The organism is Arthrobacter sp. 2RAF6, assembly GCF_052115205.1.
GTDB lineage: Bacteria > Actinomycetota > Actinomycetes > Actinomycetales > Micrococcaceae > Arthrobacter.
The window spans coordinates 247,803-261,435 of sequence record NZ_JBFRGF010000001.1 but is presented as its reverse complement, the minus strand read 5'-3'; the positions used below and the strand labels follow the sequence as shown (position 1 = coordinate 261,435).

Annotated in this window: 12 protein-coding genes; 4 read left to right on the top strand and 8 right to left on the bottom strand. The window is 64.1% G+C overall.

Annotated features, from left to right (window positions below; translation table 11 throughout):
* Positions 1 to 36: 36 nt before the first annotated feature.
* From AB4Z38_RS01250 to mnmA, 5 genes are all read right to left on the bottom strand, one after another.
* Complete coding sequence (locus AB4Z38_RS01250; RefSeq protein WP_441428021.1) at positions 37 to 1,746, bottom strand: ABC transporter ATP-binding protein; 1,710 nt, start codon at positions 1,744 to 1,746, stop codon at positions 37 to 39.
* Positions 1,743 to 2,792, bottom strand: coding sequence for an ABC transporter permease (locus AB4Z38_RS01245; RefSeq protein ID WP_441428020.1), 1,050 nt, complete (start codon positions 2,790 to 2,792; stop codon positions 1,743 to 1,745). The genes AB4Z38_RS01250 and AB4Z38_RS01245 overlap by 4 nt, the downstream gene beginning before the upstream one ends.
* Position 2,793: 1 nt before the next feature.
* Complete coding sequence (locus AB4Z38_RS01240) at positions 2,794 to 3,882, bottom strand: ABC transporter permease (protein ID WP_441428019.1); 1,089 nt, start codon at positions 3,880 to 3,882, stop codon at positions 2,794 to 2,796.
* Between the two features lie 114 nt (positions 3,883 to 3,996).
* Positions 3,997 to 5,625, bottom strand: coding sequence for an ABC transporter substrate-binding protein (locus tag AB4Z38_RS01235; protein WP_441428018.1), 1,629 nt, complete (start codon positions 5,623 to 5,625; stop codon positions 3,997 to 3,999).
* Between the two features lie 266 nt (positions 5,626 to 5,891).
* Entirely contained in the window at positions 5,892 to 7,031 is a 1,140-nt protein-coding gene (mnmA, locus tag AB4Z38_RS01230) for a tRNA 2-thiouridine(34) synthase MnmA (protein ID WP_441428017.1), read from the bottom strand.
* Between the two features lie 219 nt (positions 7,032 to 7,250).
* On the opposite strand from mnmA, the gene AB4Z38_RS01225 reads away from it, so the two are divergent.
* Positions 7,251 to 8,489 carry an NAD(P)/FAD-dependent oxidoreductase gene (locus tag AB4Z38_RS01225; RefSeq protein WP_441428016.1) on the top strand — a complete coding sequence of 413 codons (1,239 nt, stop codon included), beginning with the start codon at positions 7,251 to 7,253 and terminating at the stop codon, positions 8,487 to 8,489.
* Here AB4Z38_RS01225 and AB4Z38_RS01220 read toward each other — a convergent pair.
* Both AB4Z38_RS01220 and AB4Z38_RS01215 read right to left on the bottom strand, forming a co-directional pair.
* Positions 8,468 to 9,733, bottom strand: coding sequence for a cysteine desulfurase family protein (locus AB4Z38_RS01220; protein ID WP_441428015.1), 1,266 nt, complete (start codon positions 9,731 to 9,733; stop codon positions 8,468 to 8,470). The two genes, AB4Z38_RS01225 and AB4Z38_RS01220, sit on opposite strands and share 22 nt — an antisense overlap.
* Positions 9,734 to 9,820: 87 nt before the next feature.
* Positions 9,821 to 10,483 carry a helix-turn-helix transcriptional regulator gene (locus AB4Z38_RS01215; RefSeq protein WP_441428014.1) on the bottom strand — a complete coding sequence of 221 codons (663 nt, stop codon included), beginning with the start codon at positions 10,481 to 10,483 and terminating at the stop codon, positions 9,821 to 9,823.
* 90 nt (positions 10,484 to 10,573) lie between these two features.
* On the opposite strand from AB4Z38_RS01215, the gene AB4Z38_RS01210 reads away from it, so the two are divergent.
* On the top strand, positions 10,574 to 10,993 hold the full coding sequence (locus tag AB4Z38_RS01210; protein WP_441428013.1) for a hypothetical protein: 420 nt from the start codon (positions 10,574 to 10,576) through the stop codon (positions 10,991 to 10,993).
* Positions 10,994 to 11,002: 9 nt separating this feature from the next.
* Here AB4Z38_RS01210 and AB4Z38_RS01205 read toward each other — a convergent pair whose 3' ends face one another.
* Entirely contained in the window at positions 11,003 to 11,908 is a 906-nt protein-coding gene (locus AB4Z38_RS01205; RefSeq protein ID WP_441428070.1) for a diacylglycerol/lipid kinase family protein, read from the bottom strand.
* Between the two features lie 209 nt (positions 11,909 to 12,117).
* Here AB4Z38_RS01205 and AB4Z38_RS01200 point away from each other — a divergent pair, with 209 nt between their 5' ends.
* Positions 12,118 to 13,077 carry a J domain-containing protein gene (locus AB4Z38_RS01200; RefSeq protein ID WP_441428012.1) on the top strand — a complete coding sequence of 320 codons (960 nt, stop codon included), beginning with the start codon at positions 12,118 to 12,120 and terminating at the stop codon, positions 13,075 to 13,077.
* A 44-nt stretch (positions 13,078 to 13,121) separates the two neighbouring features.
* On the top strand, positions 13,122 to 13,589 hold the full coding sequence (locus tag AB4Z38_RS01195) for a tRNA (cytidine(34)-2'-O)-methyltransferase (protein WP_441428011.1): 468 nt from the start codon (positions 13,122 to 13,124) through the stop codon (positions 13,587 to 13,589).
* Positions 13,590 to 13,633: the final 44 nt, after the last annotated feature.

The following is a 13,633-nucleotide window of genomic DNA, read 5'->3' as shown; positions in this document are numbered from 1 at the left end:
ATGCCTGACCTTGCGGGCCGGGGCTTGCGTGGCGGGCTAGATGCCCAGCAGCGCGCGGTTCTCTTCCCGGCGTCGGGCCTGTTCGTCAGGATCCGGCACCGGCAGCGAGGCGATGAGCCTGCGGGTGTAGTCATGCTGGGGATTGCCCATGATCTGGCTGCCGATCCCTTGCTCCACAAGCTCGCCCTTGTACAACACGCCCACCCAATGGGAGAGAATGTCCACGACGGCGAGGTCGTGGCTGATGAACAGCGCGGCAAAACCGAACTCTTCCTGGATGTCCTTGAACAGTTCCAGGACCTTTGCCTGCACGGAAACATCGAGGGCCGAGGTCGGCTCGTCGGCGATCAGGAGGCGCGGGTTGAGCGCGAGCGAACGCGCCAGCGAAGCGCGCTGGCGCTGCCCGCCGGAGAGCTCGTGCGGGAAGCGTTCAGCGTACGACGCCGGCAACTGCACCGATTCGAGCAACTGCGCCACGCGCAGGCGTGCTTGAGCCGGGCTGGGGTGGGTATGGATGAGGAGCGGTTCGGCCACGCACTCACCGATGGTCAGGTGGGGGTTGAACGAGGCGGCCGGGTCCTGGAAGACAAAGCCGATGTCCTTGCGCAGCGGCTTGAATGTGTGCTCCTTGAAGCCCAGCATTTCGTAGCCAAGGACCTTGAGGCTGCCGCCGGTTGCCCTGTTGAGGCCTGCGATGGCCCGGCCGATAGTCGACTTGCCGGAACCGGACTCGCCAACCAGGCCAAAGACCTCGTTCTCGGAGACCGTGAAGCTGACGTTGTCGACGGCCTTGAACCCCGGCTTGCCGAGGCGGCCCGGATACTCGATGGTGAGGTTCTTTGCCTCAACCAGGATTTTTCCGGTTTGGTGCAACCGTTTGGTGGCCCCTTCGGACGCTGAGTTGCGGCCGAGGTGCGGCACGGCGGCCAGCAGCTTCTTGGTGTAATCCTGCTTGGGCTCGGCGAAAAGGACCCGGGCGGTAGCCTCCTCGACGACATCGCCTTGGTACATGACAACGACGCGGTCGGCCAGATCGGCCACGACACCCATATTGTGCGTAATGAGCACAATCGAGGTGCCGTACTTGTCCCGCAAGTCCCGGAGCAACTGAAGGATCTCGGCCTGGACAGTGACGTCCAGGGCCGTCGTCGGTTCGTCCGCCACGATCAAACCCGGGTTCAAGGCGAGCGCAGCCGCGATGACTACGCGTTGCTTCTGGCCACCGGAAAGCTGGTGGGGGTAGTAGTTGACGCGGATTTCGGGATCGGGGATGCCCACTTTCCGCAAGGCTTCAGTGGCCCTTTTCTTGGCTTCCTTGGCCGAGATGCGGTGTCCGTCCGAGGCATGGGCCCGGATGCCTTCGGCGATCTGCCAGCCGACCGTGAACACCGGGTTCAGGGCCGTTGACGGTTCCTGGAAGACCATGGCCACGTCACGGCCACGGATCTTACGCAGTTTGGACGCACTGACGCTGATGACGTTGTTGCCGTTGATCAGCACGGCTCCCGAGCTGATGGCCGTTTCAGGGAGCAGGCCGAGAATGGTCTTGGCCGTGACAGTCTTGCCGGAACCCGACTCCCCTACGATCGCCAGCACTTCGCCGGCTTTGACCTCGAGGCTGACGTCCTTGACCGCGTAGACGTCGCCGCTGTCGGTGGCAAAGGTGACTTTGAGCCGTTCGATGTCCAGGACGGGCTGCCCGGATGGCAGCGGCTGGTCCGAAATGTTGCCGATATTGGTGGTCATGCCTTACCTGCTTCTGGGCTGCCTGTTTCCGGTTTGGGAGCGGTAGGGGCCCCTGTGTTCGTGCCGTCGGTTCCTGCCGCGGCCTTGGAGCGGGAGGCCTTGCCTCCAGCACGCTTGCGGCCGCGCAGGCGTGGATCGTTGAGGTCGTTGATGCTTTCGCCGACCAAGGTCAGCCCCAGCACTGTGAGGACGATCGCGATACCGGGGAAGACTCCAGTCCACCAAATGCCGGAGGACGCGTCCGCCATGGCTTTGTTGAGGTCGAAGCCCCACTCTGCGGCCGAGGACGGTTCAATGCCGAAGCCCAGGAAGCCAAGGCCGGCAAGGGTCAGGATCGCTTCGGAGGCGTTCAGGGTGAACATCAGAGGAAGCGTCCTGGTGGCATTCTTGAAGATGTGCCGGGTGATGATCCGAACGCTGGACGCGCCCAGGACCATGGCCGACTCGACGAACGGCTCGGCCTTGAGCCTGATGGTTTCGGCCCGGATCACGCGGAAATACTGCGGAACGAACACCACGGTGATCGAGAAGGCGCAGGCGAGGATGCCGCCCCAGAAGCTCGACTGGCCACGGCTGATGACGATCGACATGACGATCGCCAGGAGCAGGGAAGGAAAGGCATAAATGGCATCGGCGATGACTACCAGCACCCGGTCCAGCCACCCACCGAAGTAACCGCTGAGCAGGCCCAACGCGACGCCGAGGAAGATGGACATCACCACGGCGACGACGATCACGGTCACGGCGGTCTGTGACCCCCACAGGACGCGGGAGAGAACGTCATAGCCGCCGACTGTGGTGCCGAGCAGGTGCTTGCTGCTGGGGGCTTCCTGGGTCGGGAACGATCCGGAAGCGTCACTCAGTTGGGAATAGCCGTACGGTGCGATGAACGGCGCGAGCACGGTCGAGAGAAGGAAGATCCCGGTCAGCACAAGCCCGGTGATGAGCATGCCCCGCTGGAGGCCAACGCTCTTGTTGACGTGGGAAATGACAGGAAGTCCGGACAGGAAGGACTTCTTCCGTCCTGAAATTGTTGCAGTGCTCATGTCAGTACCTCACTCGCGGGTCGATCAGCGCGGCGACGACGTCCACGACGAAGTTGGTAAATGCGACGATAACGGCCAGCAGCACCACGATGCCCTGGACCGCCACGAAGTCCCTGGCGTTCAGGTACTGGACCAGCTGATAGCCAAGTCCCTTCCATTCGAAGGTGGTCTCGGTGAGCACGGCTCCGCCTAGCATCAGGGCGATCTGCAAGCCCATGACGGTGATGATGGGGATGAGCGCCGGCTTGTAGGCGTGCTTCGTCACGAGTCGGAACTCGCTGACGCCGCGGGAACGGCCGGCCTCGACGTAATCCTTGCCCAGCGTTCCGATCACGTTGGTCCGGACGAGGCGCAGGAAGACACCGGCGGTCAGGAGACCCAGGGCAATAGCGGGAAGCACCGCGTGCGACACGACGTCGCCGAGAGCGGTGAGATTGCCGCTGCGCAGCGCGTCGAGCCAATAAATGCCGGTGGGAGCGGCCAGTTGGCCCATGGTCAGCTCAGTGCGGGTGGACACTCGCCCGGCCACTGGGAGCCATCCGAGCCAAACCGAGAACGTCAGCTTGAGCAGGAGTCCGGAGAAGAAGACCGGAGTGGCGTAGCAGAGGATGGCAAAGCAGCGAAGGAAGGCGTCAGTCGCCTTGTCGCGCCGTTGCGCGGCGATCATGCCCAGCGGGATGCCGACCGCGAGCGCCACGACCAGAGCATTGATCGAAAGCTCAAGGGTGGCTGCACCGAAGGTCGACAGCATTTCGACGACGGGGCGCCGGTCCGTGATGGTGGTACCGAAGTTGCCGGTGACCAACTGGCCCAGGTATTCGAAGTACTGGATGATGATCGGCCGGTCGTAACCGGCGTCGTGGATTCGCTGCGCCAGGACATCCGGGGGAAGCCGGCCGCCCTGTGCTGCGGTGATGGGGTCTCCGATGACCCGCATGAGGAAGAAAACCAGAGTCACGAGGATGAAGATCGTGGGAATGATCAGGAAGAACCTGACCACGATGTACCTGCCGAGACCCCCGCCCGCTGATTTACTCTTGGGAGCGACCGCGTCCGGTTCGACGTCGGGCACCTCTATAAGTGTTGTCATTGCTACCTAAAGTTCATTGCCCGCGGATCGCGCGGGGTTTTACTCAAATGAGAGGCAATCAGCAATAAGGGGAGGCAAAGCACCTGTTGGCACCCGCCTCCCCCTACCGGCTGCTTACTTTGAAATAGTTCCCAATCGGAACTTGAAGGAAGCGTCAAGCGTCTTGTCGACGCCGTTCACGCCCTTCGCCGAGATGGCAACCTGGGCACCCTGAAGCAGCGGCAAAGTGGAAATGTCCTTTGCCAGAGCGTTCTGGGCGTCCTTGATGGTGGATTCGCGAGCCGACTTATCCGTGGTGGTCAGCTGCTTGTTGATCAGGTCCGTCACAGCCTGGTCGTTGAAGTGGTTCTTCAAGAAGCCACCGTTCGGGAAGAACGGGGTCAGGTAGTTGTCGGGGTCGCTGAAGTCAGGGAACCAACCGAACTGGAACAGCGGGTACTCGTCCGCACGGCTGGCCTTGCTGTAGGTCACCCATTCGGTGGACTGCAGGTTCACCTTGAAGAGGCCCGACTTCTCGAGCTGGTCCTTGATCATGGCATACTCGTCGCCCGAGGACTTGCCGTAGTGGTCCGGGTTGTACTGGAGGTTCAGCGTCACGACGTCCTTGACACCGGCATCGGAAAGAACCTTCTTTGCTTTGTCCAAGCTCGGCTTTCCGTTGTCGCCGTAGGCATCCTTGAACGACTCGTTGGCGCCCAGGAAGCCGCTGGGGACGTTGGAGTACAGCGGCAGGTAGGTGCCCTTGTAGACCTGGTCCGCTATTGCCTGGCGGTCAACGAGGTTGGCGATCGCCTGGCGCACGGCAAGGGCCTTGGCCGGGTCGGCACCGGCTGCCTTGGCGCCGAACGGCATCGTGTCGAAGTTGAACGTGATGTAGCGGATCTCGCCGCCGGGACCAACGTTGACCTTGACCTTCGAGTCCTTCTTGAGGTCGTCGACGTCGGTGGCGCTGAGGCTTCGGTTCGCCACGTCGATGTTGCCCTGCTGGATGTCCAGCTTCATGTTGGTCGGCTCGGCGTAGTACTTGATCGTGGCGGCGTCGTTGGCCGGCTTGCCCAGGACACCCTGGTAGTCAGGGTAGGCCTTGAGGCTGATGAGCTCGTTCTTCTTGTAGCTGTCGATCGTGTACTGGCCATAGAACGCCTTGGCCTTGATGATGTCGTCATCGGAAAGCAGTTTGTCAGCCGGGAAGACCTGGTGGTCCACAATCGGCGCGGCCGGGCTGCTGAGGATCTGCGGGAACGTCTGGTCGTTGGCGAGCTTCAGCTTGAAAACGGCCGTGTCGGCGTCAGGGGTGGTGACGCTGTCCAGGTTGGCGAGCAGGCTTGCAGGACCGGCGGGGTCGTTGATCTTGAGCTGCCGGTCGAACGAAAACTTGACGTCCGTGGAGTCCAGCGTGTGGCCATTGGCCCACTTGAGTCCGGGCTTCAGCTTGACGGTGTACTCGGTGGGCGACGTGAACGACGCCGACGCTGCCAGGTCCGGAACGGGGTCGGCACTTCCTGGCTTCGAGTTGAGGAGGAAGGAATAGACCTGGTTCATCACCATGAAGGAACCATTGTCGTACGAACCTGCGGGATCGAGTGCGGTCACCTTATCGGTGGTGCCGTATGCGATCGGACCGCTGGCAGCTGAAGAAGCCGAACTGCCGCCGCCTGCCGGGCCCGTGCAGGCCGTCAAAGCGAATACGGAGATGCCCGCGAACGCGATAGCGCTTCGCAAGGCTTTTTTGTTCAATGCCATCAGTGAACTTTCTGTTCGATGGATACGGCGAACCGCCGTCGGTAATTTCCTAGGAGCACACACTCCCAACTCCACGATTCAACCAGAAGCTTTTCTGGTGAAACGTTTGATTTTGTGAGTTGAGACACAAAATTTACTTTTGACTGTCCGTTCGGTCGGCTAGGACGACCACCGCGCGCCGGTCCGAACGTGGCGCAAGGACTTCGTTAGCGCTCACAATTTCGTGCCCGGCTTCCCGAAGAACAAATCACCGGGAATTCGCGGGCCTAGAGCTCCGCGCGCTGAAGGGACCGGGCGGCGTCGATGGTTGCCTGGCCCAGGACACGAGTGCCTTGGTACAGCACGATCGTCTGCCCGGGGGCCACGCCGCGGAGGGGATCGACAAGGGTCACCACAAGGCCTGCGCGCTCGATGCCGGCGTCGTCGATGTGCCGCTCGACAAATGCCTTGGCAGGAACGGGATCGCCATGGGCGCGGACCTGGGCATAGCAGTCGAACTCGGCGCCGGTAGCCACCTCGGCGATAGGCAGGCCGGCCCAGGATACCTTGATTCCGCGGATCTCGTCGATGGCCAGCAGGGCTTCGGGCCCGACGACCACCTTGTTTTCCTTGGGCCGGATTTCCAGCACGAAGCGCGGCTTGCCGTCAGCGGCAGGGGTGCCCAGCTTGAGGCCGCGGCGCTGGCCTACGGTAAAGGCGTTGGCCCCCGGGTGCTCCCCTACCTTGGTTCCGTCCTCGTCCACGATGTCGCCCGTGGTCATGTCGATCTTCTCGGCCAGCCAGCCAGCCGTATCGCCGTCCGGGATGAAGCAAACGTCATGACTGTCCGGCTTGTTCGCCACGGACAGGCCGCGGCGCTCCGCCTCTGCACGGACCTCGGCCTTAGAGGGAGTCTCCGCCAGCGGGAACATGGAGTGCTTGAGCTGTTCGTGGGTCAGCACACCGAGCACGTAGCTTTGGTCCTTGGCCCAATCGGCCGCGCGGTGGAGTTCGGGATTGCCATCCGCGTCCTGGATGACCTTGGCGTAGTGGCCTGTGCAGACCGCGTCGAAACCCAGGGCGATGGCCTTCTCCAACAAAGCGGCGAACTTGATCCGCTCGTTACAGCGCATGCACGGATTGGGAGTGCGGCCCGCGGCGTACTCGTCGATGAAGTCCTGGACAACGTCTTCCTTGAAGCGCTCCGAGAAGTCCCAGACATAGTAGGGAATCCCCAGCACGTCGCAGGCGCGCCAGGCATCGCGGGAGTCTTCGATGGTGCAGCAGCCGCGGCTGCCCGTGCGCAGTGTTCCGGGCATGCGGGACAGCGCCAAGTGGACGCCAACTACGTCGTGCCCTGCCTCGACGGCGCGGGCGGCGGCAACGGCGGAGTCGACTCCGCCGCTCATGGCTGCAAGAACTCGCATGCTGGCTTTCTGTTGGTGTTGGGGGAAGAATTTCGGCCAAAGAGACTAGGCGCGCCCAACTATTCTAGCGCCCGCGGGAATCCGCCCCAAAAATGCCTTGACCACCGTCCCGGACGATTCTAAAGTCAAAATTAACAGTTTTAGATTGCGGCTGCGCGCGCGTTCACGCACACGCAGTCTGACCACGCGAACCGCCCACGCCCCGCGAATCGAGTCACCATGGACACTGAACACATCCTGATTGCAGGCGGCGGGCTGGCCGGCGCGACGGCGGCCAAGACCCTGCGCTCCGAAGGCTTCCATGGCCGCATCACCGTGGTCTGCGCGGAGAATGAACAGCCCTACTTGCGGCCGCCCCTCTCCAAGGAGTTCCTCCTGGGCAAAGCCGGCGAGGATACCGTCCCGGTGCTGGCAGCCGGTTGGTACCGGGAGAACGACGTCGAACTCCTCCTTGGCGAGGCGGTTGCGGCTGCCGATCCTGTCGCCCACACGGTACAACTGGGGTCAGGAACCGAGCTTCAGTTCAGCAAGCTCCTGATCGCCACAGGGGCGCAGCCGCGCCGGATCCCGCTCCCCGGTTCCGATCTTGCCGGCGTCATGACGTTCCGGACATTCAATGATTCGCGCAGGCTCAAGGAAGAGCTGTCCGGCGGAGGCCGGAATGTAGTGATGATCGGCTCGGGTTGGATCGGCATGGAGCTTGCCGCGGCCGCGAGCAGCTACGGCAACACCGTGACCCTGCTGGGACTAGAAGACGTGCCGCTCAGCATGGCCATCGGCCCCGAACTGGGCGGCTTCTTCCGCAGCCTGCACGAAAAGCACGGCGTGCAGTTCCGGCTCCCAGCGAGCGCAGCGGAAATCAGCGGCACCGGGGGAAAGGCGAGCGCCGTTGTCACCAACTCCGCCGAGGTCCTTCCTGCCGACCTCGTGGTGGTGGCCGTCGGCGTGGTTCCGGATACGGCCCTGGCCGAAGCCGCCGGGCTGGATATCCGCAACGGAATCGTGGTGGACTCTTCGCTCCGGACCAGCAGTCCCGACGTGTTCGCGGCCGGCGATGTTGCCAACGCACTCCATCCCTTCACCGGCGATCACCACCGCAGCGAACACTGGTCCAACGCCCTCAACGGCGGGAAGGTCGCGGCCAAAGCGATGCTGGGACAGGACGCAATGCTGGACGTGGTCCCGTATTTCTATACAGACCAGTTCGACGTCTCGATGGAGTACTGGGGATATCCCACGCTCGCGGCAGGTTCCGTGCCCGTCATCCGCGGCACGTTGGAGGAAAACAGCTTCCTGGCCTTCTGGCTACGGGACGGCGCCGTCGTGGCGGGCATGAGCGTCAACCAGCAACGGGTCCAGAAGCCGGTCAAGGCACTCATTTCGGGGAGCATTCCGGTGGACGTGAACCGCCTGACTGATCCTGCCGTTCCGCTGGATCAGTTGTTGCCCGGGACCTGATCGCCTGCCGGGCCGCCTGCCGATCCACCGTAGCCCCGGGCCACCGTGGCTGCGGTCTGGATGCTGGACTCGTGACCGGCCATGCCGGCAAGCTTCGCCCGGGCATACGCGTCCGGGAGAGCCTTGAGCAGCGCGTCGACGTCGGCGTCGTTTGAAGAGTGCCCAAGGCTGAACCGCTGTGCCCCGCGCGCGGTGTCCTCGTCCAACCCCATGGCAAGCAAGACGTGCGAGGGCCTGGGGACTCCCGCTGTGCAGGCGGATCCGGTGGATGATTCGATGCCCGCGAGGTCCAGGAGGAACAGCAAGGAATCGCCTTCACAGCCCGGGAAGGTGAAATGCGCGTTGCCGGGGAGCCTGTCGTCGCCGGTCGCTCCGCGCAGCACTGCCCCGGGAATCGCGACCTTGACGCCGTCGATGAGCCGGTCCCTTAAGGTGCTGATCCGCTCGCGCTCTGCCGCCAGGTTTTGAGCGACCGACTCCGCTGCAGCGGCGAATGCCGCGATCGACGCCGTGTCCAGGGTTCCCGAGCGAACATCACGCTCCTGGCCTCCCCCGTGCTGGACCGGAGTGACCTTGGTGGAGCGCCCGAGGAAGAGGGCGCCCACGCCCACGGGTCCGCCGATTTTGTGGCTCGAGACCGACATCGCGGCGAGTCCTGAGTCGCGGAAGCTCAGCGGAATCGAGCCGAACGCCTGGACTGCGTCCGAGTGCACGGGGATGCCGTGGGCGGCGGCGATTTCCACGATTTCCTTGACGGGCTGGATACTGCCCACCTCGTTATTTGCCCACATGACGGTAACGAGGGCCACCGATCCCGGATCGCGCTCGATCTCCGCCCGCACAGCGTCCAGCCGCACGACGCCCTGGGAATCGACGGGGAGCCACACCGCTTCGGCCCCTTCGTGCCGTTCCAGCCATTCGACGGTGTCCTGCACAGCATGGTGCTCGACGGCGGAGCTAAGGACCCGCTTGCGCCGGCCGTCTTCGTCGTGGCGGGCCCAGTACATCCCCTTGACGGCAAGGTTGTCTGCTTCGGTGCCTCCGGACGTGAAGATGAGCTCGGAAGGATGCGCCCCGGCTGCTGCCGCAATCGCCTCCCGTGCCTCTTCCACGGATCGCCGGGCACGCCGTCCGGAAGCGTGCAACGATGACGGATTGCCGGTCCGTGCCAGCTCGCGGGTCATGGCGGTGAGGGCGACGGCGGCAAGGGGCGTGGTGGCGGCATGGTCCAGGTAAACAGGCACTACCCAAGTCTATCGAGGCAGGCGGATCCAGGCTTCGGTGGCGGAAGGCGCCTTCAGGGCCGCTCCACTCATCCGCGGGACGGATCACTATGCTGGACGGATCCTGGCGCAGCAATGGCCTTCGCGGTTGTCGTCGGCGATCCGCTCCTCGGCAATTCCGCACGCGGCCGCCGCTCCGCTCAGGAAGGCGCCGTTCATGGCGCAGACGACGTCCGTGTGGCTTTCGGCCAACCGGTGGAAAGGACAATTGACCAGGGAGTACCCGCCGTCGTCGTCAGCTTCCGGCCTGTAACCGTAGCTCACCAGGACATCCTCGAAATGCTGCTCCGTGCTGCCGGCCTCGCGGCCCCGGGCGTAGGCGGTTTCGAGGAGCGCTTCGCGGGGGGAACCACCCTTCGCCATCAAGTCCTGGATGGCAGAGGCCATCACTTCCCCGGCGAGGTCATAGTGGCGCTCCGGAACCGAGGCGCCGATCTCTTCGATGACAGGCGCATACAGCTTCGCAGGGCGCCCGGACCCCGGACCGACCTTGCCGCCGAGCTTGCGGAACTCAACACTCAGGAGTCCGTCACGGACCAATCGGTCCAGGTGGAAGGAGGCTGTGCTGCGGGGTAGCCCGAGGGCCGTCGCGGCGTCGTCGCGGCTGACCGCATCGCTTGCGCTGCAGACGTGCTCGTACAGGCGGCGGCGGTTGCCGTCGTCGAGGGATGCCAAAGCGGAGAGCCGACGCAGCCAGGGAAGTCCGGTCATGGATCCAGCTTAACTCTAAAATCAACACTCATTGCTTAATCCTGCCGAACTTTCTAAAATCAAATTATCTACTTTTAGAAAGAGAGCATTATGACCACCCCATCATCCCCAGCACAGGCGAAAACCGGATCGCTGTTGTCCATGGATCCCGAGCGGCAGGCATTCCTGCTCCTTCGGACCGTGTTCACCGTGGCGCCGATCATTTTCGGCCTGGACAAGTTCACCAACCTGCTCACCCACTGGACGATGTATTTGGCCCCCGTGGCCACCTCCGTGATTCCGGTCCCGGCCCAGAGCTTCATGTACATCGTGGGTGTCGTGGAGATTGTGGCCGGCATTGCGGTGGCGGTCCGCCCGCGTTTTGGCTCGCTCCTGGTGGCCGTGTGGCTTCTGGGCATCATCGTGAACTTGCTGGTGCTCGGCAACTTCTTCGACGTCGCCCTCCGCGACTTCGGACTGCTCGTCGGCGCACTCGCGCTCAATCGCCTGGCCGTCGCCTCGCGTCGCTGACCGGCCAGGTCAGGCCAATACCCGCAAGGCGTCCGGAACAACGTCGATGTCCAAGGGAAGGAGGCCGATCCGCTCACCGTCGGCGTAGGCCACCACGTTCTCGGCGGCAAGCCGCACTGAGCGCACCCGGCGGATTTCCACCGCCGGGTGCGAGATATGCCGGCCGGAGAAGACCTTCGGGAAGACCGCAAGGAGGGCCAGCCGCGACAGGGGCTTGACGATAAACAAATCCAGCAACCCGTCGTCGGGCGCGGCATTGGGGACGATGCGCATCCCGCCGCCGATCGACTGGCCGTTGGCCACCGAAATCAGCATGGCGCCTTCCTTCGATGTCGCGCCGTCGGCAGTCACGGTGTAATGGATGGCCCGGAACGATCCGAGCTCCCGGAGCATCGCGAGGGTGTAGCGGAGTGTACCGCGGGGCCACCTCCAGGAGTTTGCCCGTTCATTGACCGCAGCATCGAATCCCGCGGATACGGCTCCGGCAAACCAAATGGTCCGTCCGCCGGTGGTGATGCGGCCCGCGTCGAGTACCCGCCCGCCATCGGCGAGCGCCGAGATCACGCGGACGCACGACCCCGCGACATCCTGTAAAGGCAGTCCAAGCATCCGCGCTACGTCGTTTCCCGTACCCACAGGAACAATCCCGAGCGGCAACCCGGTCCCGGCAAGTGAGTTGACGCCCAAATGGACCATGCCGTCGCCGCCCACCACCACCAGGGCTTCGGCGCCTGCCCGAAGGGCTTCGTCTACCGCTTCCCGCAGTGCGTCCATGCTGGCGCGCCGAAGTACGACGACGTCAAGACCTGCGGCGCGGAGGCAGCGGGCGGCGTCGTCCCCGGCAACGGCGTGCCGGCCAAACGCTGCGGCCGGATTGACCGCCAGCACGATCCGTCGGCGGGGCGACCCGTTCAGCCTTTCAGGGCCGGGGCTTGCTGGGTCAAGGGGATAATCGGGGCCGGCCGGGGAGTTCACAGCATGAATCATGCCACTGGCAGGGGCTGGACCCTGGGAACTAAAGCCCGGGCCACCGTCGTTCTCATGGTGGGCTGGCTAGACTTGCCAAGATCGCCGCTCCGCACCGGGACGGCGGGAATCGTCAGAATCCAGAGAAAGGCCCGTGGTTGGCTCAGGGCAGCAGTTCCCACTATCAGATCCTCCGGGTCCCCGTCACCGCGACGGACAAGGAGATCAAAGTGGCCTACCGGAAGGCCGCGAGGAACGCCCACCCGGACCATGGCGGGGATCCGGAGGTCTTTCGACAGGTCACGCTCGCGTACGAGACCCTGATTGATCCCAAACGACGCGCGGACTACGACCGCCGCTATGCGAGCCGCGCTCCGGGCGGGGCGGACCCCTTCGCAACGCAAAGACCGGACTACAGCTCCTCCGGCACTCCCGGAGGGGAAACCCGCACCACCGCCGGGGTCCATCGGCCGAATGCCCCGCGCAACACGGCCGGCGACGCTCCCGTCTATGTGCCGCCCTTCGATGATCCGCGCGAGGTCCCCCTGCTCTCCAAAGGCGAGGCCGCGCTGCAGATCCACGGGATTCCCCGGAAGCGTGGAATCTTCGGCGCCGAAGCCCGCATTCAGCGCGAAATGCGGACAGTCCAGCTCATCAGCCGCCAGATCCTGCCTGCCATTCCCTCGGCGCGGCTCGTCAACGGGCTCCGCTCCCCTTCGGACGACAGCCACATCGATCACGCCCTGCTTGCCGGCTACCGCCTGGCGCTCATCGGTTCCATGCTGCTGCCCAAGGGCGCCTACGCCTGGGACGGGGTGGCGCTCAAGCACGGCGGGCGTTCGGTGCCACCGCCGCAGCTCGAGCCCATCGTTCGCCACATGCAGGAGATCTTTCCGGAGCTGAATGTGACCGGCTGGGTAGTTGTCCACAGCCCGGACGGTAACCCGCACGAGCCCGTCATCGACCACTACCGGCGTACGGACGGAGACTTCGGTTCGGTGCAAATCGTCAACGCCTCCGGGCTGGCCCGCGGCCTCAAGCAGTTCCTGAGTTCAGGCCCGGTGCCCAACACTGTGGTTGTCCCGGTCCTGGCCCGGCTGCTGCGCGGCATGCACTGAGCCTGCAGGAACAACCCTGTATTTTCGCTGGCTAGGATTGATACGTGTTCCGCATCCTCTTCCACACTCCTGAAATCCCGGGCAACACGGGAAACGCCATCCGGCTCGCCGCCATCACCGGCGCGGAGCTCCACCTCGTGGAGCCGTTGGGCTTCGACTTCTCCGACGCGAAGCTGCGCCGGGCGGGACTCGACTACCACGACCTCGCGGTGGTCACGGTGCACAAGGACATCGAGGCTGCGTGGGCGGCATTGCAGCCCGAGCGCGTCTTCGCCTTCACGTCCGACGGCGAATCCTCCTATGCGGATATTGCCTACCAAGAGGGCGATGTATTGCTGTTCGGTCCCGAGTCCGTCGGGCTTCCGGACTGGCTGAAACAGGACCCTCATGTCACGGCGCGCGTCCGGCTCCCCATGCTGCCGTCCCTCCGCTCGCTGAACCTTGCCAATGCCGCCTCCATCGCGGTGTACGAGGCCTGGCGCCAACACGGTTTTGCCGGGGCGAAGCTCTAGCGGGCCCAGGGCCGCCAGATATCCGCACGGTCACCTCGGCGGAT

Bases quoted from the DNA above. Each gene is read 5' to 3' on its own strand.
- AB4Z38_RS01235 (WP_441428018.1), bottom strand. From the start codon at position 5,625: ATGGCATTGAACAAAAAAGCCTTGCGAAGCGCTATCGCGTTCGCGGGC.
- AB4Z38_RS01225 (WP_441428016.1), top strand. From the start codon at position 7,251: ATGGACACTGAACACATCCTGATTGCAGGCGGCGGGCTGGCCGGCGCG.
- AB4Z38_RS01215 (WP_441428014.1), bottom strand. From the start codon at position 10,483: ATGACCGGACTTCCCTGGCTGCGTCGGCTCTCCGCTTTGGCATCCCTC.
- mnmA (WP_441428017.1), bottom strand. From the start codon at position 7,031: ATGCGAGTTCTTGCAGCCATGAGCGGCGGAGTCGACTCCGCCGTTGCC.
- AB4Z38_RS01240 (WP_441428019.1), bottom strand. From the start codon at position 3,882: ATGACAACACTTATAGAGGTGCCCGACGTCGAACCGGACGCGGTCGCT.
- AB4Z38_RS01245 (WP_441428020.1), bottom strand. From the start codon at position 2,792: ATGAGCACTGCAACAATTTCAGGACGGAAGAAGTCCTTCCTGTCCGGA.
- AB4Z38_RS01250 (WP_441428021.1), bottom strand. From the start codon at position 1,746: ATGACCACCAATATCGGCAACATTTCGGACCAGCCGCTGCCATCCGGG.
- AB4Z38_RS01210 (WP_441428013.1), top strand. From the start codon at position 10,574: ATGACCACCCCATCATCCCCAGCACAGGCGAAAACCGGATCGCTGTTG.